The organism is Bradyrhizobium jicamae (assembly GCF_018130695.1).
In the GTDB taxonomy this organism is placed as follows: Bacteria; Pseudomonadota; Alphaproteobacteria; order Rhizobiales; family Xanthobacteraceae; genus Bradyrhizobium; species Bradyrhizobium jicamae_B.
On sequence record NZ_JAFCJX010000025.1, the window covers coordinates 102,452 to 122,443 of the forward strand.

20 protein-coding genes are annotated in these 19,992 nt (G+C 64.4%); 8 read left to right on the forward strand and 12 right to left on the reverse strand.

All coding sequences use genetic code 11. The annotated features are described in order from the left end of the window. The first annotated feature begins 88 nt into the window (after positions 1-88). Entirely contained in the window at positions 89-763 is a 675-nt protein-coding gene (locus JQ604_RS30585; RefSeq protein ID WP_212364413.1) for a Crp/Fnr family transcriptional regulator, read from the forward strand. A gap of 236 nt (positions 764-999) precedes the next feature. Here JQ604_RS30585 and JQ604_RS30590 read toward each other — a convergent pair whose 3' ends face one another. The 5 genes from JQ604_RS30590 to JQ604_RS30610 all read right to left on the reverse strand — a co-directional run bounded on the left by JQ604_RS30590 (position 1,000) and on the right by JQ604_RS30610 (position 8,239). Then, a complete protein-coding gene (locus JQ604_RS30590; RefSeq protein WP_212364414.1) occupies positions 1,000-1,407 on the reverse strand; it encodes a nuclear transport factor 2 family protein in 408 nt (135 codons plus the stop codon). 91 nt (positions 1,408-1,498) lie between these two features. Beyond that, the gene (locus JQ604_RS30595; RefSeq protein ID WP_212364415.1) at positions 1,499-4,651 is read right to left on the reverse strand and encodes an efflux RND transporter permease subunit; all 3,153 of its coding nucleotides are present in this window, start codon (positions 4,649-4,651) and stop codon (positions 1,499-1,501) included. Continuing rightward, positions 4,651-5,586 (reverse strand): efflux RND transporter periplasmic adaptor subunit, encoded by a 936-nt coding sequence (locus tag JQ604_RS30600; protein WP_212364416.1) that lies wholly within the window; start codon positions 5,584-5,586, stop codon positions 4,651-4,653. Before JQ604_RS30600 ends, JQ604_RS30595 begins: the two co-directional genes overlap by 1 nt. Positions 5,587-5,835: 249 nt before the next feature. Then, a complete protein-coding gene (locus JQ604_RS30605) occupies positions 5,836-6,444 on the reverse strand; it encodes an OmpA family protein (protein WP_249158910.1) in 609 nt (202 codons plus the stop codon). Between the two features lie 226 nt (positions 6,445-6,670). After that, on the reverse strand, positions 6,671-8,239 hold the full coding sequence (locus tag JQ604_RS30610; RefSeq protein WP_212364418.1) for a caspase family protein: 1,569 nt from the start codon (positions 8,237-8,239) through the stop codon (positions 6,671-6,673). Between the two features lie 311 nt (positions 8,240-8,550). Between JQ604_RS30610 and JQ604_RS30615 the strand changes: the two genes are divergently transcribed. Both JQ604_RS30615 and JQ604_RS30620 read left to right on the forward strand, forming a co-directional pair. Continuing rightward, complete coding sequence (locus JQ604_RS30615) at positions 8,551-9,357, forward strand: N-acyl homoserine lactonase family protein (protein WP_212364419.1); 807 nt, start codon at positions 8,551-8,553, stop codon at positions 9,355-9,357. A 66-nt stretch (positions 9,358-9,423) separates the two neighbouring features. Beyond that, positions 9,424-10,305 carry an NAD(P)-dependent oxidoreductase gene (locus JQ604_RS30620; protein WP_212364420.1) on the forward strand — a complete coding sequence of 294 codons (882 nt, stop codon included), beginning with the start codon at positions 9,424-9,426 and terminating at the stop codon, positions 10,303-10,305. Positions 10,306-10,363: 58 nt separating this feature from the next. On the opposite strand, the gene JQ604_RS30625 is transcribed toward JQ604_RS30620, so the two are convergent. Further along, on the reverse strand, positions 10,364-10,585 hold the full coding sequence (locus tag JQ604_RS30625) for a hypothetical protein (RefSeq protein WP_212364421.1): 222 nt from the start codon (positions 10,583-10,585) through the stop codon (positions 10,364-10,366). Positions 10,586-10,840: 255 nt separating this feature from the next. Here JQ604_RS30625 and JQ604_RS30630 point away from each other — a divergent pair, with 255 nt between their 5' ends. Then, positions 10,841-11,743 (forward strand): EamA family transporter, encoded by a 903-nt coding sequence (locus tag JQ604_RS30630; protein ID WP_212364422.1) that lies wholly within the window; start codon positions 10,841-10,843, stop codon positions 11,741-11,743. Positions 11,744-11,801: 58 nt separating this feature from the next. On the opposite strand, the gene JQ604_RS30635 is transcribed toward JQ604_RS30630, so the two are convergent. The 5 genes from JQ604_RS30635 to JQ604_RS30655 are packed head-to-tail and all read right to left on the reverse strand — an operon-like array spanning position 11,802 to position 14,715. Beyond that, positions 11,802-12,230: an EamA family transporter gene (locus JQ604_RS30635; protein WP_212364423.1), complete on the reverse strand. Its 429-nt coding sequence runs from the start codon at positions 12,228-12,230 to the stop codon at positions 11,802-11,804. Continuing rightward, the gene (locus JQ604_RS30640) at positions 12,227-12,712 is read right to left on the reverse strand and encodes a DUF1178 family protein (protein WP_212364424.1); all 486 of its coding nucleotides are present in this window, start codon (positions 12,710-12,712) and stop codon (positions 12,227-12,229) included. Before JQ604_RS30640 ends, JQ604_RS30635 begins: the two co-directional genes overlap by 4 nt. Next, positions 12,709-13,587: a carbon-nitrogen hydrolase family protein gene (locus JQ604_RS30645; protein WP_212364425.1), complete on the reverse strand. Its 879-nt coding sequence runs from the start codon at positions 13,585-13,587 to the stop codon at positions 12,709-12,711. Before JQ604_RS30645 ends, JQ604_RS30640 begins: the two co-directional genes overlap by 4 nt. Next, positions 13,587-13,874, reverse strand: a complete 288-nt coding sequence (gene grxC / locus JQ604_RS30650) for a glutaredoxin 3 (RefSeq protein WP_212364426.1) — start codon at positions 13,872-13,874, stop codon at positions 13,587-13,589. Before grxC ends, JQ604_RS30645 begins: the two co-directional genes overlap by 1 nt. A gap of 31 nt (positions 13,875-13,905) precedes the next feature. Further along, the gene (locus tag JQ604_RS30655) at positions 13,906-14,715 is read right to left on the reverse strand and encodes a ComF family protein (RefSeq protein ID WP_212364427.1); all 810 of its coding nucleotides are present in this window, start codon (positions 14,713-14,715) and stop codon (positions 13,906-13,908) included. A gap of 133 nt (positions 14,716-14,848) precedes the next feature. On the opposite strand from JQ604_RS30655, the gene JQ604_RS30660 reads away from it, so the two are divergent. The 3 genes from JQ604_RS30660 (at position 14,849) to JQ604_RS30670 (ending at position 17,814) form a co-directional block, all read left to right on the forward strand. Continuing rightward, complete coding sequence (locus JQ604_RS30660; protein ID WP_212364428.1) at positions 14,849-15,169, forward strand: NIPSNAP family protein; 321 nt, start codon at positions 14,849-14,851, stop codon at positions 15,167-15,169. 39 nt (positions 15,170-15,208) lie between these two features. Beyond that, positions 15,209-16,051 carry a methyltransferase domain-containing protein gene (locus tag JQ604_RS30665; RefSeq protein WP_212364429.1) on the forward strand — a complete coding sequence of 281 codons (843 nt, stop codon included), beginning with the start codon at positions 15,209-15,211 and terminating at the stop codon, positions 16,049-16,051. Positions 16,052-16,242: 191 nt separating this feature from the next. Then, positions 16,243-17,814 carry a TadE/TadG family type IV pilus assembly protein gene (locus tag JQ604_RS30670; protein WP_212364430.1) on the forward strand — a complete coding sequence of 524 codons (1,572 nt, stop codon included), beginning with the start codon at positions 16,243-16,245 and terminating at the stop codon, positions 17,812-17,814. An 18-nt stretch (positions 17,815-17,832) separates the two neighbouring features. On the opposite strand, the gene JQ604_RS30675 is transcribed toward JQ604_RS30670, so the two are convergent. Continuing rightward, complete coding sequence (locus tag JQ604_RS30675; RefSeq protein ID WP_212364431.1) at positions 17,833-18,243, reverse strand: (deoxy)nucleoside triphosphate pyrophosphohydrolase; 411 nt, start codon at positions 18,241-18,243, stop codon at positions 17,833-17,835. Positions 18,244-18,421: 178 nt separating this feature from the next. On the opposite strand from JQ604_RS30675, the gene JQ604_RS30680 reads away from it, so the two are divergent. Next, positions 18,422-19,750, forward strand: coding sequence for a TadE/TadG family type IV pilus assembly protein (locus JQ604_RS30680; protein ID WP_212364432.1), 1,329 nt, complete (start codon positions 18,422-18,424; stop codon positions 19,748-19,750). Positions 19,751-19,992: the final 242 nt, after the last annotated feature.

Consider the following 19,992-nt stretch of genomic DNA (forward strand, 5'->3'; position numbering starts at 1 on the left):
TATGTGACTTATGACACACTTCATTGGGGGTGATTTTTGCTAACCGGCGGTGCGGGACACGTTCGGATGAATTTGGAAGGCGAATACAATGAGCAAACAGGCCGAATTTGCGGTCATTTTGAAGATGAACCCGATGTTCGCGGATCTCGGCGCGGACGAGTTGCAACGCCTGGCGGGCCTCTGCCACACCCAGCAACTCGCCTCCGGTGAGGTTCTGTTCCAGAAGGGCGATCCCGGCAATGCCCTGTTCGGGGTCCGCCGCGGCCAGGTCCGGATCGAGACCGGGGCCTCCGACGGCAGCCGGCTGACGCTCAATTTCATGGGCGCCGGCGATCTGTTCGGCGAGGTCGCAGTGCTCGACGGCCAGGAGCGCACCGCGGATGCGACCGCGGGCGAGACCAGCGAATTGTTCGTGCTCCGCCGCGAGGATTTCCTCGGCTTCCTCGAACGCGAGCCCAAGGTCGCGGTCAAGCTGATCGAATTGCTGTGCCAGCGCATCCGCTGGCAGAGCGAGCGGATGGAGGAATCGGTGCTGCAGCCGTTGCCCGTTCGGCTGGCGCGGCGGTTGTGTGCCCTCGCCGAGGATTTCGGGTCCGAGGTGCACATCTCGCAGGAGCAGCTCGGCGTCTTCGTCGGCGCCGCGCGCGAGAGCGTCAACCGCCAGCTGCAGGCCTGGCGCAAGGACGGCATCCTCGATCTGCAGCGTGGCCGCATCCTGCTGCAGAACATGAACAAGCTGACCGCGGTCGCGCGCAACGATTAAGACTGCGTCGCGAAAGCTCGCGCGAGAAGAAGAAAATTCTCGCGCGATCGCCCGCGTATACATTCGTATACATTCATATACATTTTGCTCAAAAGACTTGCTTGCCGGAACCGCACCGCATCGCTTTGATCGCGCGTGCGGGTCCTTGGGGTGACACCCAGCCTTGCTGGCCTCACGCCATCCACCCGCAAACCCCTGCTGCCCCTCCCGGTGCTGCAGGGGTTTTGATTCCAGGCCTACGCGGACGTCAGGTGCTTGATCAGCGCCGTATCGACAAATTCCACAAGTTCGACGACCTTCCCATCCTGAACCTTGAACAGATCGACCAGCTCGGTGGTGAAGGTGAGGTTCTTGGGAACGAAGCGCATCGTGACGCGCGAATGCACGGCCGCGCGATCACCGTCCACCAGGAAGCTGATATATTCGCGGTTGAGGAAATCGAACGCTCCGCACAGATCAGTTATCGTCTTCCTGATGTCTGTGTGACCGCAACACGCGCCCGCGACCTCGACGAGCTTGGCGTCGCCGGTCAGCTCGAACTTCGCCTCGCTATGAAATGCGTCCATGATGCCATCGACATTGCCGGCGGCTCGCGCGGCATAGGCCAGCTCGATCAATCGACGCACTGCTTCCTTGTCGGCCATGATAACCCTCCCCTCAGAGTCCCCAGCGAGGGATGCTACCACTTGGAGAAGAACTTAATACAAGCAACTTTCGGCGGTGTAACGTCGCAGATCACTCCGCCGCCGGCGACACCCTGCCAGGGGGGACTGCGGGCGGGCCCGCCGCGTGATCGTCCTTCGGCTCGAGCTCATGGTCCGCGTGCGACACCACCAGCCGCTTGCCAAAGCGCCAGATCAGAGCGCCGATATCGTCCATCACCATGAACATCGCCGGCACGAACACCAGCGACAGGATGGTGGAGAAGATCAGGCCGCCGATCACCGCGAGCGCCATCGGCGAGCGGAATTCGCCGCCGGCGCCGAAGGCCAGCGCCGACGGCATCATGCCGGCGGCCATCGCGATCGTGGTCATCACGATCGGGCGGGCGCGCTTCATGCCGGCGTCGATCATCGCCTCCTCTCGCGCCTTGCCCTCGCGGATCGCCTCCACCGCGAACTCCACCAGCATGATGGCGTTCTTGGTCACGATGCCCATCAGCATCAGGATGCCGATCCACACCGGCGTGGTGAGCTGCTTGCCGGTGAGCAGCAGCGCGGCGATCGCGCCGCCGATCGAGAGCGGCAGCGAGAACAGGATGGTGATCGGCTGCAGGAAGGTGCCGAACAGCAGCACCAGCACCGCATAGACCATCATCAGGCCCGCGGTGATCGCGGTGGCAAAGCCTTCCGACAATTCGTTGAGGCTTTCAGCGTCGCCGGACGGGCTGACCTTCACGCCCTTCGGCAGGCTCTTCATGACCGGCAGGTCGTAGATCAGCTTGGTGGCGTCACCGAGCGCGGCGTTGCCGACGAGGTCGGCGGCGACGGTGGCCTGCCGCTCGCGGTCGTAGCGGTTGATGCTGGTCGGGCCCTGGTCGAGCTGGATGTCGGCGACCACAGACAGCGGCACGCCGCCGCGCTCGCCGCGCTGACCGAGCGGTACGCGCAATTGCTGCAGCATCTGCAGATCGCTGCGCGCATTGTCCTCGAGCTGGACGCGGATCGGCACCTGGCGGTCGCCGGCATCGAACTTGGCCAGCGCCGGGCCGACATCGCCGATGGTGGCGACGCGGATGGTCTGCGACAGGCTCTCGGTGGAGACGCCGAGCCGCGCCGCGAGTTCCGCGCGGGGACGGATGCGCAGCTCGGGTCGATCAAGCGAGGTCTCCGAGATCACATTGGCGACGATCGGAATCCGCTTCATCTGGGTCGCGAGCTCGCTGGCGACATTGTTGACGATGTTGCTGTCGGTCCCGGTCACGACCAGCGAGATCGCACGCAGGCCGTTCTCGTCCAGGAACCAGAAGCGGATGTCGGGGACGTTCTCCAGCTCGCGCCCGATATCGAGCTCGAGCAGGCGCTGGGTATGCGCGCTGTCGCGCTCCTTCTTCGGCGTGTAGTTGATGATCAGCGCGGCGCGGCGCACCTCCTGCGTGCCCGGCGGCACGCGGCCGCCGTCGACGAATACGCTTCGGACCTCCGGCCGCTTGCGCAGGCGGGCGACGATCTCCTCCGTCACCTTCTCCGTATAGGCGAGCTGCGAGCCCGGCGGCAGCTCCATCGCGAGCAGCGAGCGGGCGGTGTCCTGCGCGGGCAGGAAGCCCTGCGGCAGCAGCGTGATGCTCCAGATCGAGGCGGCGAACACCGCAAAGCCGATCAGCACGGTGATGAAGTAATGCTTCACCGACCAGGCCACCAGGCTGTGATAGCCGCGCAGGATCCGGCCGGGCGGCGGATCGTCATGCGGATGATCCTTGAGGAAATAGGCCGCGAGCACCGGCGTGACGAAGCGCGCGGCGAGCAGCGAGAAGAACACCTGCACCGAGACGGTGATGCCGAACTGCTTGAAGAACTGCCCGGCGATGCCGGACATGAAGCTCGCCGGCGCGAAGATCGCGATGATGGTCAGCGAGATCGCGATCACGGCGAGGCCGATCTCGTCGGCGGCTTCGAGCGCCGCACGATAAGGCGTTTTGCCCATCCGCATATGGCGCACGATGTTCTCGATCTCGACGATGGCGTCGTCGACGAGAATGCCGGTCGACAGCGTGATGGCGAGGAAGGAGACCAGGTTGAGCGAGAAGCCCAGGAGGTCCATCGCCCAGAACGCCGGGAAGATCGACAGCGGCAGCGAGACGGCGGCGATGATGGTGGCCCTGAGATCGCGCAGGAACAGCAGCACGATGATGACGGCGAGGATCGCGCCCTCGAACAGGGTCGAGATCGCCGCCAGATAATTGCCCTTGGTGAATTCGACGGAGGTATCGATCAGCTTGAGGTCGACATCGGGATAGGCGGCTTTCAGCGCCTCGATGCGCTTCTCCACGGCCTCGGCCACCTTCACATCGCTGGCGCCCTTGGAGCGCTTGATGCCGAGCGCCACCACCGGCTCGCCGTTGAAGCGGGCGAAGGTGCGGCGGTCGGCGATGGTGTCGGTGACGGTGCCGAGATCGTCGAGCCGGACCTCGCCGCCGCCGAACAGCGGGATCATGGTGCCGGCGAGCTCGTTCAAGGTCTTGGCGCCGGCCAGCGTACGGATCGTCTGGTCGTTCTTGCCGATCTCGGCGCGGCCGCCGGCGAGGTCGACATTGGTGCCGCGCAGGATCTGGCTGACATTGACGGCCGTCAGTCCCGCGGCCTGCAGCTTGTCGGGATCGAGCGAGACCAGGATTTCGCGCTCGACACCGCCGATACGCTCGACTTGGGCGACGCCGCGCACGCCCTGCAGCGCGCGCTTGACCACGTCGTCGACGAAGTAGGAGAGCTGTTCCGGCGTCTTGCCGGGCGAGATCGCCGCATAGGTCACGATCGGCAGGCCGATCACGTCGACGCGCTGGATCAGGGGCTCGGTGACGTTCTGCGGCAGGTTGGCGCGGACCCGGGTGACCGCGTCCTTGACGTCGTTCAGCGCGCGGTCGGTGTTGGTCTCCAGCGCGAACTGGATCGTGGTCACCGACAGGCCGTCGGTGATCGAAGAGGAGATGTGCCGCACGCCCTCGACGCCGGAGACGCCGTCTTCGATCGTTTTGGTGACCTGCGATTCAAGCTCCGACGGCGCGGCGCCGAATTGCGAGACCGCGACCGAGATCACCGGAATGTCGGCGCTCGGCAGCCGCGTGATCGCGAGCTTGCCGAAGGAGACCCAGCCCAGCACGAGCAGGATGATCGAGAAGACGATCGAGGGAAGCGGGTTCCGGATCGACCATGCCGAGATATTCAAAGCCATTAGCGTGTCCGCGTGCGATCGAGTTCGTCGGCGAACATGGTCTTGATCTGGTCGCCGTCATGCAGCGAGGTGCCAGCGTCGGCCACGACGATTTCGCCGACGTCGAGGCCTTCAAGGATTTCGGTCGAGGTGTCGGAGGTCAGGCCGACGCGCACCCTGCGCGTCTCGATCGTGTTGCCCTTCACCACCTGCAGCGTGAGTCGGTCGATCGCGGTGCGCGGCACCGCGACGCCGCAGCTGCGCTTGGCGTCGATATTGGCGCGCGCGAACATGCCGACCTTCAGAGACGGATTGTTGTTGAGCGAGATCCGCACGCGGCCGAGCTGGGTGGTGCGGTCGATCTGCGGCGAGATCTGGCGCACCTTGCCGACCATGTCGGGCGCATCGTCGCGGCTGATGCGCACGGTGGCGCCGGGATTGAGCTTCAACAGCTGGAAGCTCGGCACTTCGGCCTCGAGCTCGATATCGTTGTTGATGGCGATGCGGAACATCGGGCCGCCCTGCGGCGAGGCCGGCGCGCCGGCGACGGTGCGGACCTCGGTGACGAGACCGGCGGCCGGCGCCTTCAGCGCCACGAAGGCCGGCGGGCGCGTGTTGCCCTGCGCCGCCTGCTGCTGCATCTGCGGCGGCGGGGTGATGCGCGCGAGCTCCTGGTCCTCCTTCACCGTGTCGCCCTCGCGCACCAGCACCTCGGTGACCCTGGAGCCCTCCTGGTCGACGCCGACCTGCGCCTCGCGGCGCGGCACGATGAAGCCGGTGACGCGGACCATGTCGGAGAAGCAGGCATTGGTCGATTTGGTGACGATCACCAGCGCCTGGCCGGGCGTCTCCTTCGGCTCCGGATGCGAGCGGTGCTCGAACCAGTAATAGGCGACGCCGAGCGCGACAAAGAACACGGTGCCGAGCGCAGGCTTGAGATATTGGGACAGGTTCATCGCCGGTCGATCCAGACTTTCCACGTATTAACTTGGCGCATGACGGCGGCGTGTCGAAACAGGGCGCCCGGTGACGAGCATCATCGCTGCGAAGGCGAGGTCATGTTGTTTCGGATCATGCCCGGATGTCCTGTGAAGCAGGTCACTTGCCGTGGAGCCCAAAACAAATGCGTCCCGCTGGGGTGCGAGACGCATTTTAACCTCAAATAATTCCGCCACGCCACGCCGGATTACTTACTTCGAGGCGCATTACTTCGACGCAGTGGTCTTGTTCTCCATATTGACCACCTGCACGCGGCGGTTGGCTTCCGACATCGGCTGGCTCGGGTCCTTCAGCTTGCTCTTGCCATAGCCGACGGTGACGAGATCGGAGCCGTTGATGCCATATTTGTCGACCAGATAGCGCTTGATCGCGTCGGCGCGGCGCTCGGAGAGGCCCTGATTGTACTCCTCGCCGCCGGCAGCGTCGGTGTGGCCGGCGACCACGAAGGTCGAGCCCTTGAGCTCCGGATTGACCAGCACGCGGCCGAGCGCCTGCACCGAGGGGATCGACTTGGCGCTGATGTCGGCGGAGTTGTAGTCGAAGTTGATCTCGAGATCGATCTTCGGCTTGTCCTGGACGATGGTCGCGATCTCCTCGCGCTCGGCCGTCGACAGCGAGCGGGTGGCGCGGCCGCGGACGCTCTGGACGAACTTGGCCTGGTCGGCGTTGAGGCCGGGCGAGGTCTGCGGACCGACCGAAAGGCCGCGGGTCAGCGGCTTCTTCTCCGGCGTCAGCGCTTTCAGAATCTGGTCTTCGGTCGCGTCGCCGGCACGGGCAGCGATTGTGCCGAGCGACAGCGCGGCGCCCACGGTCATGATCGAAACGATGACGGTGAATTTGTTGGACTTGAAGCCATTGGACTTGAAGCCATTGGACTTGAGGCAATTGGGCTTGAACATTTTCCGTCCCTCCTGCCGCGCGCTCGGCGCGGGTTCCAAATCACTGCTGAAATCAATTGCCGGCGCCCGCCGGCTTGTACCCTCTGATTAGTCTCGCAATCCCGCGGCCGGTTCGAGGAACCCCCGCACGGTCAGCAAAAAATCACTGCACGCCGTATTCGGCAAATTCCTTGACGATGTTCGGATCCATCGCCTTGGCGTTGGCGATGTCGAGGTCGCCCTCGGCAGTCGAGCCGTTGCGCTTCTTGGCGAGGCCGCGTCCGTAGAGCGAGGAGGTCAATCGCGGGTTGATCTTCAGCGCCGCATCGAAATCGGCGATGGCATTTTTGTTCTGGCCGCTCTTCAGGTTCATCAGGCCGCGGCTGTCGAGAGCATCGACGAAATTCGGGCGCAGCCGCAGCGCCTCGTTGCAATCCTTCAACGCCGCCTGCAGGTCGCCGATCACGGTGCGGGCCCAGCAGCGATTGTTGTAGGCCTCGACGTCCTTCGGGTTCAGCCTCAGCGAATTGGAGAAATCCTTGATCGCGAGGTCATAGGCGCCCTTGCTGGCGTAGACCTGGCCGCGGCGGTACAGCGCTGCCGCATCGTCGGGGTTCAACTCCAGCTTGCCCGTCAGGCCCTTGATGGTCGGATCGTCGGCCAGCGCCAGTGCTTCCTTGGTCGGCGCCGGGGAGGGCTGCAGCACGGGCGGAACCGGCGGCGGGGGCGGCGGCAGTGCGATATCGGCGGGCTTGGAGGAGGGCTGCGGCGTCGGGGGCGCGGGCGGCGGTGCCGGAGGCGCAGCGGTGGTCTTGGCCGGCGTCGGCGCCGCGGTTGGCGTCGGTGTGGGCGTCGGCGCCGTGGACTGCACCGGCGGTGGGGCTGGCGGTGCCGGCGGGGCAGGGGGCGCAGGAGTTGGGGCGAGGTTCGCCTGGGTCTGTGACGGTCCTGGCGGGGTTGCGCCCGACGGCCGCGCCGCGCCGCCCGGGATGAAGGAGAAATCCTCGGCCAGCGAGGACGAGATCCACGGCACCTGCTCCTGGCGCGAGGCGCGGGTGACGCCGACGCGGGTGCGGTTCAGCGTCTCCTCAGCCATCAGGTCGGGAGTGCGGATTTCCTTGAGCAGTTCCTGCACGAACAGGCTGCGGTCGCTGCCATTGTCTGAAATGACCGAGGACAGCGCGGCGGAATACATCACCAGCGTGCCGTTCGGGGCGATGACCGGCGCGAGCCCCGCCGAGAAGCTGCGGAAGCGGCGTTCGAACGGATTGCGCCTGGAGGCGTCGATCAAGGCGATCTTCACGCCGGCGCCGCGGCTGTTGATCTCGCCCAGCACGGTCTCGAGGCTGATCCCGTCGCGGCGGACGTCGGGCTCGGCCCAGATCTGGGCGTCGACCGGGATCATGTAGCTCTGACGGTTGGACTGGATGCCGTAGCCGGAGAAGAAGATCAGCGCGACCGAGCCCTGCTTGATCTTGCCGTAGAGCTTCTCGAAGGCGCGGCGCATGCCGTCGCCGGTCAGGTTCTCGCCGACCTCGACATTGAAGCCGTCGCGCTTCAGCTCGTCGGCGACCTGGCGGGCGTCGTTGATCGGCTCCTTCAGCGGCGCGTCGGCATCGGGATATTTGGCATTGCCGATCACCAGCGCAAAGCGCTCGCCGGCGGCATGGGCTGGAGCGTTCGAGACGATCGCAAAAATCAACGAGGCAAGCAGGGCAAGGCGGATTTTCATGATCGCAGCAATCCAGATCGCAACATTCCAGCTGAAATGGCGCCGATCTCGAGCTTGCGCCGCGGCGACCTTACTCTACGGAAAACCCATTATCAAACCGCCGTCAGACCCCGTCAACCGCTTGCGATGTCGTCATTAATTGCGACAATTGAGCGCGACGAATGGTTTCGCCGCTGCGGAATAACCGATGGGATGGTGAGGCTCGCGGTCAAGGACGTGCAGCTGATGGTTGCAGGTTCCCGCGGGCTTGTAATGTGACTGCTCTCACATAGAGTGCGGGCACCGGTCCAACAGCAACAAGAGCGATACCGATGGGAAACGCCTACGAGATCTACGCGCTGCGCTACGCGACGATGTCGCCCCGCACCCCCCACATGAATTTCCTCGTCCCCGATCCGCATGATTCGACCGCGCAGGATCTCGACTATTTCGTCTGGCTGGTTCGTGGCCAGGGACGCGATATCCTGGTCGACACCGGCTTCAACGCCGAGGAAGCGAAGCTGCGCGCCCGCAAGCTGACGCTCAATCCGGTCGACGCGCTGGAGAAGTTCGGCGTCGGCGCGGCGTCGATCAAGGACGTCATCGTCACTCATCTGCATTACGACCACGCCGGTAATCTCGATCGTTTTCCGAACGCGCGCTTTCATCTGCAGGAACGCGAGATGAGCTACGCGACCGGCCGCTGTATGTGCAACGGCATGCTGCGCCATCCGTTCTCGGTCGAGCACGTCACGACGATGGTGCGCCATGTCTATGGCGAGCGGGTCACGTTCTATTCCGGCGACGGCGAGGTCGCGCCTGGCATCACCGTGCATCGCGTCGGCGGCCATTCCGATGGCCTGCAGGTGGTGCGGGTCGAGACTGCGCGCGGTCCCGTGGTGCTCGCCTCCGACGCTGCGCATTACTACGCGAACCTGCAGAAGCGCAGCCCGTTCCCGATCGTCTACAATGTCGGCGACATGGCGAGCGGCTGGGAGACCGTCGAGCGTCTCGCCGGCCATCCCGACCGCTTCATCCCCGGCCATGATCCGATCGTGAGCGAGATCTATCCGCGCGCCAGCGACAAGGTCGATGCGTTCGCGCTGCATCTGGCGCCGTCGCGGTCGTTTGCGAAGTAGCATAGCGTTTTCGAGCGAAGTGGCCTCCGGTTCGCGTGAAGAAAACGCGTCAAAAGAAGAATCTCCATGTCCGACACCAAAGCTCTCGGCTTCATCGGCCTCGGCGTGATGGGCGAGCCGATCTGCCGCAACCTCGTCAAGAAGAGCGGCAAGCGCGTGCTGGCCTTCGATCTCGCCGCCGAGCCGTTGCAGCGGCTGCACGAAGAAGGAGCGTATGTTGCAGGCTCGGTTGCGACCCTCATCAGGGTATGCGATGTCGTGTTCCTCTGCCTGCCCAGCGCAAAGCACGTGCGCGCGGTGTTCGAGGGCGACGGTATCCTGCGCAACATCAGAAGCGGCCAGATCGTGATCGATCTCGGCACCTCCTCCGTCAGTCAGACGCGCGACTTCGCAAAACAACTGCGGACCAAGGGCGCTTCATGGATCGACGCGCCGATCGCGCGCACGCGGCAGGCGGCGCAGGACGGTACGCTCAGCGTCATGGTTGGCACGACGGCTGCGCTCTATGCCACAATCGAGCCGCTGATCCGCTGCTTTGCGTCAGATGTCACCCATTGCGGTGATGTCGGCGCGGGGCAGGTGACGAAAATCCTGAACAACATGGTGCTGTTCGAGACCGTCAACGCGCTGGCCGAGGCGGTCGCGGTGGCGAAGCGTAACGGCGTCGATCCAAAGCTGCTGCTGGAAACCCTGTCGAAAGGCTCCGCCGACAGCTTTGCGCTGCGCAATCACGGCCTGAAGGCGATCGTGCCGGGCGTGTTTCCGGAGCGGGCGTTCTCGACCGACTATGCGCTGAAGGATCTGTCCTACGCGCTGGAGCTCGCCGCTGACGCCGGCATCAAAATCCGCGGCGCCGAGCTGGTCGGCACCATCCTGCAGGAGGCGATCGATGCGGGCTCGAAGGACAATTATTTCCCGGTGATCGCGAAGCATATCGACAAGGCATGATGCCGCCGCGTGGGGCGGATGGGCCGACACGTACCATCCGCCGCCAGAGAGTCGTGGCTCAGGATCGTCCGGCCGGTGACGACAGGCCACGCGTCCCCTGATAGGACCAGGCGGGGGTCTTCGGCACATAGGCAGCGTTGCTGTTGAGGACGTTTTCGTTCAGGACGATCGGCGCCGGCTTGACCGCCTTGCGGCTCGATCTGCTGCCGGCCTGAGCGACCGACGCTGTGGCAACGGATGCGATCGCAGCGATTGCGATAAGCGACTTGAGTGCGGGCATGTGGGTTCTCCGTCTGTTGCATGGCGCGACCAATGGCGCCGGTGGTACAACCATGCGCGCGCCGGCATGCGGACTGAAATATCGTTTGGCTGTCGTCGCGATAGCCGCGCGCTATGCGGGCGTGTCGACGAGCCGCGATGACGTGATGTGCTTCGGTCTGTTCGCAGGGCAGTCATGCGCTGCGTCAGTTGACCGCACCTGATGTTACCGGCACGGTGCGGGCGCAGTCCCGCCCGCACCTATTCCTTATTCCACATGTTTACGATCGCCTCGCTCTGGATTCCCTTCACCATCATTGCCGCGTCCGGCCAGGTCGCGCGCAATGCGATGCAGCGGCATTTGACCGGCCCGCTCGGGACCTGGGGCGCGACCAATATCCGCTTCCTGTTCGGCCTGCCGTTCTCGGTGGTGTTCTTTGCCGTCGCCGTGATCGCGACCGGCGATCACGTGCCGTGGCCGACGGCGTCGTTCTGGCCCTGGCTGATCCTCGGCGCGCTCAGCCAGATCGTCGGCACCGGGCTGATGCTGCTGGCGATGAACGACCACTCCTTCGTGGTGACCACGGCCTACATGAAGACCGAGGCGATCCAGACCGCGATCTTCGGCTTTATTTTCCTCGGCGATCATCTGACCACGATGAAAGTGGTCGCGATCCTGATCGCGACTGTTGGCGTTGTCATCACCGCGCTCAGGCCCGGCGGCAGCACCAAGGGCTATGCCGACCTGCGGCCGACCGTGCTCGGCCTCGGCGCCGCCGCGGTGTTCGCGCTCTCTGCGATCGGATTCCGCGGCGCCATCATCACGGTGCCGGGCGTGTCGTTCGTGACGGCGGCCTCCTACACGCTGGTGTTCGGCCTGTTCGTGCAGACGCTGATCCTGTCGGTTTATCTGCTGCTGCGCGCGCCCGAGGTGCTCTGGAAAATCCTCAAGCTGTGGCGGCCCTCGATGTTCGCCGGCTTCATGGGCGCGTTCTCGTCGCAGTTCTGGTTCCTGGCGTTTGCGCTGACGGCCGCCGCCAATGTGCGCACGCTGGCCCTGGTCGAGGTGCTGTTCGCGCAGGGCGTGGCCTATTTCTCGCTCAAGCAGCCGTTCTCGAGCCGCGAGCTCACCGGCATCATCCTGATCGTGATCGGTGTCGCGCTGCTCGTCGCCGCCTGATCTCTTTTGTTTGACGCGTTTTCTTGACGCGAACCGGTTCCCACTTCGCCTGAAAACGCTACCCCTTCGCGGCAATGAGCACGGCGCCGGCCGAGATCAGCGCGATCCCGATCCAGCCATAGAGCGAGGGCCGCTCGCCGAGGAAGACGACGCCGAACAGCGCCACCAGCACGACGCTCAGCTTGTCGATCGGCGCGACCAGCGTCGCCGGCCCGAGCTTGAGCGCGCGGAAATAACAGATCCAGGATGCGCCGGTGCCGAGCCCGGACAGCAGCAGGAACAGCCAGCTCTTGCCCGAGATCGGTCCTGCCTGCGTGATTTGTCCGGTCGCGAACAGGATCGCCGACAGCGTGACCAGAACGATCACAGTGCGGATCAGGGTTGCGAGATCGGAGTTGAGGCCCTCGACGCCGACCTTGGCGAAGATCGCGGTGAGAGCAGCGAAGACGGCGGAAAAGAACGCCCAGAGCTGCCAGGACGCGGTCAATTCCTGTCTTCCGGCAGCGTCGGCAGCGGTGAGACCTCGACGCCTTCCTCGATCAGCGCGCGGGCCTCTTCCGGCGAGGCCTCGCCGTAGATCGGGCGATGCTCGATGTCGCCGTAATGCATCTTGCGGGCTTCGTTGGGGAAGCGGTCGCCGACATTGTCGGCGGTCTTGACGATGTGGTCGCGCAGCTCTTTCAGCTTGGCGCGCAGCTCGCGCTCCGGCGCCATCATCAGCGCGGTCGATTCGTTGGCAACCTCAGTAGGCGCGGGCGTCGCCGCCGCCGCTGCCGGCGGCTCTGGCGCGCGGCCGCGGCCCTTCTTGCCGATGATCCGTGGCGCCATGATCGCGCGCTCGACCTTGGCCGAGCCGCAGGACGGGCAATTGATCAGGTGACGGCGCTCCTGCGTTTCATAGGCCGACGAGCTCTGGAACCAGCTCTCGAACTCATGGCCTTGTTCGCAGCGGAGCGTGTAGCGGATCATGCCGAGCCCCGCACGAGATGCAGATGCTCAGGTCCCGCCTTGGGATCGGCGATGCCGAAGCGGCGGCCGTGCTGCAGGGATGGAATGGTTTTCCGCGCGGTCTCGACCTTGGCGGTGTCGATCTCGGCCAGGAACACGCCCGGCTCGACGCCGCCCTCGGCGAGGATGTCGCCCCAGGGCGAGATGATCAGCGAATGGCCGAAGGTCTCGCGCTTGTTCTCGTGCAGGCCGGCCTGCGCTGCGGCGAACACAAAGCAGCCGGTCTCGATCGCGCGCGAGCGCAGCAGCGTGTGCCAATGCGCTTCGCCGGTCTTGCGGGTGAAGGCCGAGGGGACGGTGAGGAAGGACGCGCCGGCTTCGGCGAGCGCGCGATAGAGCGCCGGGAAGCGCACGTCATAGCAGATCGTCAGCCCGATCCGGCCCCAAGGCAGGTCGGAGATCACGGCGGTCTCGCCGGGCTGGTAGTTCGCCGATTCGCGGTAGCTTTCGCCGCCGGGCAGATCGATGTCGAACATGTGGATCTTGTCGTAGCTCGCCAGGAGGTTGCCATCGGGGGCAATAAGAAACGAGCGGTTCACCGCCTTCTCCGGCGAAAAGCGCAGCGCCAGCGAGCCGATGTGGAGATGGATCTTCAGTTCCGCCGCCAGCGCGCGGTAGGCCTTCAGCGATTTGTCGTCCTCTTCGCTGGCCAGATGCTCGAACAGCGCCTTGCGGTTCAGCTGCATCATGTTGCTCACCTCGGGGGTGAGCACGTAATCGGCGCCTTGTGCCGCCGCCTCGCGGATCAGCCTGATGCCCTGTTCCAGGCTCGGCTCGGGCAACAGCCCGGTGCGCATCTGCACCATGGCGGCGGTGAAAGTGGTGTCTCCGCTCATCAGGCGCCGCCTCCGGTTGCGAGCAGGCTGTCGAGCTTGCCTTCGCGGTCGAGCGCATAGAGCTCGTCGCAGCCGCCGACATGGGTCTGCCCGATGAAGATCTGCGGGAAGGTCGAGCCGGCGCCGGCGCGCTGATACATCTGGTCGCGGTAGGTCGGGTCGCTGGCGACGCTGAGTTCGGTGAACGCGGCGTTCTTGCGCGTCAACAGCGACTTGGCCGCGGTGCAGTAGCCGCATCCGGGGCGGGTGTAGATTTCAATGGCAGCGGTCGTATTGGCAGCGGTCATGGCGCGCTCGGTTAGCTCCTGATTTGACTGATTATATGGTCGCGCGGTGGGTATCGACAACCCGGGCGAACACCAGCACGTCGACCTGCGCAGCCCTGGCCCGCAGCAATGCACGCGCGCAGGCATCCGTGGTGGCGCCGGAGGTCAGGACATCGTCGACCAGAATGACGCGACGGCCCTGAATATCGGCCTTGCGGTCGTCCGCGACCTTGAAAGCGCCCTGGACGTTGCTGGCGCGCTGCGCCCGCGACAGGCCGATCTGCTGTTCGGTGGCGCGGACCCGCAGCAGGGCTTCCGAGGCCACGGGAACGCCGCTTTGGCGCGAAATCACGCCCGCCAGCGCACCGGATTGGTTGTAGCGCCGGCTCCAGCCGCGCCGCCAATGCAGGGGAACCGGCACCAGCAGATCGGCGCCGTCGAGCAGTTCCTGCCCCGCCCGCGCCATCCAGCGGCCCATGGTCGGCGCCAGATCCGTGCGGTCCTGGTATTTCAGGGCATGCACCAGCGTGCGTGCGACATCGTCATAGCGCACCGCGGCGCGAGCGCGCTGATAGGCCGGCGGATTGGCGATCGCCTCCATCGACAACAGCTCGGGCCCGGGATCGTAGACAAAGGGAATGCCGAGCCGCGGGCAGAACGGCGGCGCGATGAACGACAATTTGGCCCAGCATTCCGCGCACACGCCCTCGCCATCCACCGGCTCGCGGCAGGCCACGCACATTGTCGGCAGCGCAATGTCGAGCGCGAGGCGAGGAAGATGCGCGAAGGCGCTGCGGCAGGCACTCAACGCGCCGCGCAGGTGGCTGGCAAGGGAGCGTGGTGGCGAGGCCTCGGCGTCCATGGGGCGAGGCTAGCGCCGGGGCGGAGATGGCTCAAGCGTCAGATTGTTGTTCTGGCGAAGGCATCGTGTGGCGCGAGTCGATCGTCTCGGATATAGCGAGAAGCCCGTTCAACCGTCGCTGGAGCGCCACAGGATGATTACCTGCTACCTGCGTTATGAGGTCCCGCTGGGCAAGCTCGCCGAGTTCGAAACCTACGCTGCGATGTGGATCGAGCTGGTGCCGCGTTTCGGCGGGATTCATCACGGCTACTTCCTGCCGTCCGAGGGCGAGAGCGACGTTGCGCTGGCGATGTTCAGTTTTCCGAGCTTTGCGGCCTACGAACAATATCGCAAGGATTCGGCCGCCGATCCGGACGTTCAGAAGGCGATCGACTTCGCCAAAGAAACGCACTGCTTCAAACGTTATGAACGGTCGTTCTTCCGGCCCTTGTTTCCGAAAACCGGTCCGGCGTAGCGCCTTGCCAGCGTCGGTCGCGCGGCGTAACCAGCGCCCATGGCCTCGCCCCCGCAGACTGCACCACATTTATTCGACCGCGCGCTCTTGCGTGCGCATCAGGCGCGTGCGCGGCGCGATGGAGCGGTGACGTTCCTGCTCGAGCGCGCGGTCGAGGACACGCTGGATCGGCTGGCGGCGGTGGCGCGGCAATTCTCCGCGGCGGCCGATGTCGGCACGCCCGAGGCCGCCGTGGAAGCGGCGCTGCGCGGACGCGTCGCGTCGATCGAACGGGTCGATCTTGGCGACACCGAGTCGCTGCGGCTTGCACCTGAATCGCGCGATCTCGTGGTCTCCGCGCTCGCTCTGCAGTTCGTTAACGACCTGCCTGGCGTGCTGGCGCAGATCCGCCGCGCGCTCAAACCCGACGGGCTGTTGCTGGCGGCGATGCTCGGCGGCGATACGTTGACCGAACTTCGCCAGAGCTTTGCCGCGGCGGAAGCCGAATGCGAGGGCGGGGTGTCGCCGCGCGTGATCCCGTTCGCCGATCTGCGCGACGTCGGGGCGCTGTTGCAGCGCGCGGGCTTTGCGCTGCCGGTCACCGATGTCGACCGCGTCGTGGTGCGCTATGCCAGCGTATTCGCGCTGATGGCCGATCTCAGGCGGATGGGCGCGACCAACATCATGTTCGAGCGCCGCCGCACCCCGACCCGCCGCGCCACGATGCTGCGCATGGCCGAGATCTACGCCGAGCGTTTCGCCGATGCAGATGGTCGCATCCGCGCCACCTTCGACATCGTCTTTCTGTCCGGCTGGGCCCCGCATGAGAGCCAGCAGAAGCCGCTGCAGCCGGGCTCGGCGAAGGCGAGCCTGGAGGCGGCGGTGAAGGGGCGCAAGCCATAGCAACAGTACGGCAGCAGCGGAATGGCGGCCGATGGCATCGCCGCCCGTGGGCATCATGACCCGGATGTCGAACGTTAGCGGCTGCTGACCAGGAGTCTTGTTTCTGTTTGTGTCTTCTGTGATCGAGATAAGTTCTGCTTAATTTGTTACCGCCACGATGGGGCAACCCAACGAGATCGACGGCAGAACCAATGAGTAGCTTGTTTCGGGCCATTCGCCGTTTCCGCTGCAACCGCTCTGGCAACATCGCAGTCATTTTCGCCCTTGCATGCGTTCCGCTGATTTCGGCGGTAGGTTGCGCCGTCGACTATTCGATGGCGGCCCGCATCAAGGCCAAGCTGCAGTCGGCGGCGGACGGTGCCGCGGTCGCCGCGATCTCACAGAAATCGCCTGGCTTCGTCGCCGCCTCGGCCATGACGGGAAATGGCTCGGTCTCCGCCGGCGTGATCGACGCCAACCATGTCTTTGACGGCAACATGAACCAGGTCACCGGCGTGAGCAATATTTCGCGCACGAGCACGGTGACGAAGACCGGGATTCAACTGGCTTCCAAGCTGACGTTCACGGCCGACGTTCCCACCACGTTCCTGAAAGTTATCAACTTTCAGAAGCTCACGGTTTCGGGCAGCTCGAGCGCCTCGGCGTCGCTGCCGCCCTACCTCGACTTCTATCTCACGCTCGACGTGTCGGGATCGATGGGCCTGCCATCGACGACGTCGGAGGCGGTGCGGATGCAGAACATCAACCCTGACAATTACCGGCAGTACCCGACGGGTTGCACGCTCGCCTGCCATTTTTCGCCGCAGAACAGCGCCTGCACCGACAGCGGGACGCAGGCCTATCCGACCAACAATTACTGTCTCGGCTATGCAATCTCGCGCGTCAGCCAAAGCGGATATGCGGGCCTGCTGTCCAATACCACGGTGAATTCGACCTATCCCTCGGGCAAGAAGCTACCGTCCTCGATCGTATCGGGCCTACCGAATTCGCTGTATACGAATCTGGCGACGGTTGCCAACTGTCCCAGTGCTGGCACGGATTCCTGTATCCAGTTGCGGCTCGATGCAGTCGGCTACGCCGTGAACCAGTTGTTCATCACGGCCAACAGCAGCATGAAGGTCACCAACCAGTTCCGGATCGGTCTCTACCCCTTCATCCGGTATCTTTATGGGACCTATTATCCGCTGACCTCGAGTATCAATGGCTCCTCGACCAATTCCTCGACCATCAACTATGCCGCTGCGAACCTGGCTTCGCTGCTCGATACCAACATGGATTCGAATCTCGGCTCCGGCGGCACACATATCGATACGGCGCTGACCGGCGTGAACACCCTGATCGCGTCCGTCGGCGACGGCAGTTCGTCGATCAGTACGATACCTTATGTCTTCCTCGTCACCGACGGCGCACAGGATCCGCAGGTGAAAGGTGTTCCCAACGGCGGCTGGTCCGGCAGCAACCATGCCACCACGGTTGATCTGCAGGGCAGCTTGTCGACGGTGCCCTCCTGCGAGGCCCTCAAGAGTCGCGGCATCATCGTGTCGGTGCTGTATATTCCCTATCAGCCGATCAATCCGGTGAACGCGTCTTTTGCCGGCGACGAGGACGACTACGCCAACTGGAATGTCCCGTATATTCCGGCCAGCCTGCAGAAATGCGCCTCGCCCGGCTTCTTCTATACCGCGAATACGCCCAGTGACATCACGGCGGCGCTGAACGCCATGTTCAATCACGCACTGACGACGGCGCATATCACCAGGTAACGATCTGCGCGTTACCGGCTACAGCAACAAATCGATCAGATGCGGCAGCAGCGGGATGTCCGCCGGCGGCATCGGATAGTCGCGCAACTTGTTGGCGCGGACCCAGGCGAGGTTCTGGCCTTCGCGCGCCACCACGGTGCCTTCCCAGCGCCGGCAGATGTAGAGCGGCATCAAGAGATGGAAGGTCTCGTAGGCGTGGCTGGCGAAGGTCAGCGGCGCGAGGCACGGCTCGGCCACGGTGATGCCGATCTCCTCATGCAGTTCGCGGATCAGCGTCTGCTCCGGCCGCTCGCCGGGCTCGATCTTGCCGCCGGGGAATTCCCAGAGGCCGGCGAGCGCCTTGCCCTCGGGGCGCTGCGCCAGCAGCACGCGCTTGTCGGCGTCGACCAGCGCGCAGGCGACGACGAGGGTCAGTTTGATGTCAGCCATGTCAGGAGTGCCCTGCGATCCGCAATTTCCCGGTGTCCAAGTAAAGAAGTCATTAACCAGCAATTGGTGCGGCGCCAAAGGGTTTTGTTTCAATTCATGTTTTCTGTAATCGGGATAAGCTCCCTTTAATCGGTTACCGTCACGGTGGGCAAATCCATCGAGATTGCCGACAGAACCCATGCGCACCTTGTTTCAGGCCCTCAGCCGCTTTCGCCGCGACCGCTCCGGCAATATCGCCATCATCTTCGCGCTCGCCGCCCTGCCGATCGTCACCGCGGTCGGCTGTGCGGTCGATTATTCCCGCGCCAACCAGATCCGCAGCAAGCTGATATCGGCGGCCGACGCCGCCAGCGTCGGCTCGCTCGCCAAGGCCTCGCCGGCCTTCATCGCCGCCGGCTCGATGACCTCGGACGGCTCGATCGCCGTCGGCGTTGCAGACGCGACCAAGATCTTCAACGGCAACGTCTTCAATCAGAACGGCTACACGCTCACCAACCTCTCACCAACCGTGACCAAGACCGGCAACGTCATCACCTCGACGGTGAGCTTCACGGCCAACGTGCCGACCATGTTCCTCGGCGTGATCGGCCGCAAGACGATGTCGGTCGGGGGATCGTCGACCTCGACCGCCAATCTGCCGCTCTATATCGACTTCTATCTGCTGCTCGACAATTCGCCGTCGATGGGCGTGGCGGCGACGCCGACCGACGTGACCACCATGGTCAACAACACGTCGGACAAATGCGCCTTCGCCTGTCACGACTACAACGATCCCAACAACTACTACAATCTCGCCAAGACGCTCGGCGTCACCACCCGGATCGACGTGCTGCGCAGTGCGACCCAGCAGCTGATGGATACGGCGGCGGCCACCGCGACCTATTCCAACCAGTTCCGGATGGCGATCTACGATTTCGGCGCCTCGTCGAAGACCATCGGCCTGCGCGCGCTGTTCTCGCTGTCGTCGAGCCTGAGCAGCGCCAAGAGCGCGGCCGGCAACATCGACCTGATGGGCGTCTACGGCAACAACGATGCCTATACCGCCGACAAGGATACGCCGTTCACGACGTCACTTCCGGCGATGAACCTCCAGATCAGCGCGCCGGGGGCGGGCACGTCGTCGGCGCCGCTCAAATATCTGTTCTTCGTCTCCGACGGCGTCGCGGATGAATACAACCCGGCCTGCCTGAAGAAAACGGTCAGCGGTGGCCGCTGCCAGTCGCCGATCGATCCGACGCTGTGCACCGCCATCAAGACGCGCGGCATCAAGATCGCGGTGCTCTACACCACCTATCTGCAGCTGCCGACCAACTCCTGGTACATGAGCTACATCGATCCCTTCAACAAGGGACCGTTCGGCCCGTCGCCGAACAGCGAGATCGCGCAGAACATGCAGAGCTGCGCCTCGCCGGGCCTGTATTTCGAGGTCAGCCCGACCCAGGGCATCTCGGCCGCGATGAACGCGCTGTTCCAGAAGGCGGTGGCTGACGCGCGGATCTCGAGCTGACGCCGCTTCACCTCGCCCCGCTTGCGGGGAGAGGTCGATCGCATCGCAGATGCGATCGGGTGAGGGGGAGTCTCCGCGTACTGTCTGCGGGCGATTTTGCGGATGCAGCCCCTCACCCCAACCCTCTCAGCGCGAGCTTTGCTCGTCGCGGCCCCGTAAAGAACGGCTGTCCAATTCACACATCTTGCGGAGGAATTTGATCGCTGATTCCGTGAGTTGAGTGATGATTCGCGGGAGAGAGC

Bases quoted from the DNA above. Each gene is read 5' to 3' on its own strand.
- JQ604_RS30655 (WP_212364427.1), bottom strand. From the start codon at position 14,715: ATGGACGCCGAGGCCTCGCCACCACGCTCCCTTGCCAGCCACCTGCGC.
- JQ604_RS30670 (WP_212364430.1), top strand. From the start codon at position 16,243: ATGAGTAGCTTGTTTCGGGCCATTCGCCGTTTCCGCTGCAACCGCTCT.
- JQ604_RS30610 (WP_212364418.1), bottom strand. From the start codon at position 8,239: ATGAAAATCCGCCTTGCCCTGCTTGCCTCGTTGATTTTTGCGATCGTC.
- grxC (WP_212364426.1), bottom strand. From the start codon at position 13,874: ATGACCGCTGCCAATACGACCGCTGCCATTGAAATCTACACCCGCCCC.
- JQ604_RS30585 (WP_212364413.1), top strand. From the start codon at position 89: ATGAGCAAACAGGCCGAATTTGCGGTCATTTTGAAGATGAACCCGATG.
- JQ604_RS30590 (WP_212364414.1), bottom strand. From the start codon at position 1,407: ATGGCCGACAAGGAAGCAGTGCGTCGATTGATCGAGCTGGCCTATGCC.
- JQ604_RS30640 (WP_212364424.1), bottom strand. From the start codon at position 12,712: ATGATCCGCTACACGCTCCGCTGCGAACAAGGCCATGAGTTCGAGAGC.
- JQ604_RS30595 (WP_212364415.1), bottom strand. From the start codon at position 4,651: ATGGCTTTGAATATCTCGGCATGGTCGATCCGGAACCCGCTTCCCTCG.
- JQ604_RS30600 (WP_212364416.1), bottom strand. From the start codon at position 5,586: ATGAACCTGTCCCAATATCTCAAGCCTGCGCTCGGCACCGTGTTCTTT.
- JQ604_RS30645 (WP_212364425.1), bottom strand. From the start codon at position 13,587: ATGAGCGGAGACACCACTTTCACCGCCGCCATGGTGCAGATGCGCACC.
- JQ604_RS30665 (WP_212364429.1), top strand. From the start codon at position 15,209: ATGGCCTCGCCCCCGCAGACTGCACCACATTTATTCGACCGCGCGCTC.
- JQ604_RS30605 (WP_249158910.1), bottom strand. From the start codon at position 6,444: ATGACCGTGGGCGCCGCGCTGTCGCTCGGCACAATCGCTGCCCGTGCC.
- JQ604_RS30615 (WP_212364419.1), top strand. From the start codon at position 8,551: ATGGGAAACGCCTACGAGATCTACGCGCTGCGCTACGCGACGATGTCG.
- JQ604_RS30625 (WP_212364421.1), bottom strand. From the start codon at position 10,585: ATGCCCGCACTCAAGTCGCTTATCGCAATCGCTGCGATCGCATCCGTT.
- JQ604_RS30630 (WP_212364422.1), top strand. From the start codon at position 10,841: ATGTTTACGATCGCCTCGCTCTGGATTCCCTTCACCATCATTGCCGCG.
- JQ604_RS30620 (WP_212364420.1), top strand. From the start codon at position 9,424: ATGTCCGACACCAAAGCTCTCGGCTTCATCGGCCTCGGCGTGATGGGC.
- JQ604_RS30680 (WP_212364432.1), top strand. From the start codon at position 18,422: ATGCGCACCTTGTTTCAGGCCCTCAGCCGCTTTCGCCGCGACCGCTCC.
- JQ604_RS30660 (WP_212364428.1), top strand. From the start codon at position 14,849: ATGATTACCTGCTACCTGCGTTATGAGGTCCCGCTGGGCAAGCTCGCC.
- JQ604_RS30675 (WP_212364431.1), bottom strand. From the start codon at position 18,243: ATGGCTGACATCAAACTGACCCTCGTCGTCGCCTGCGCGCTGGTCGAC.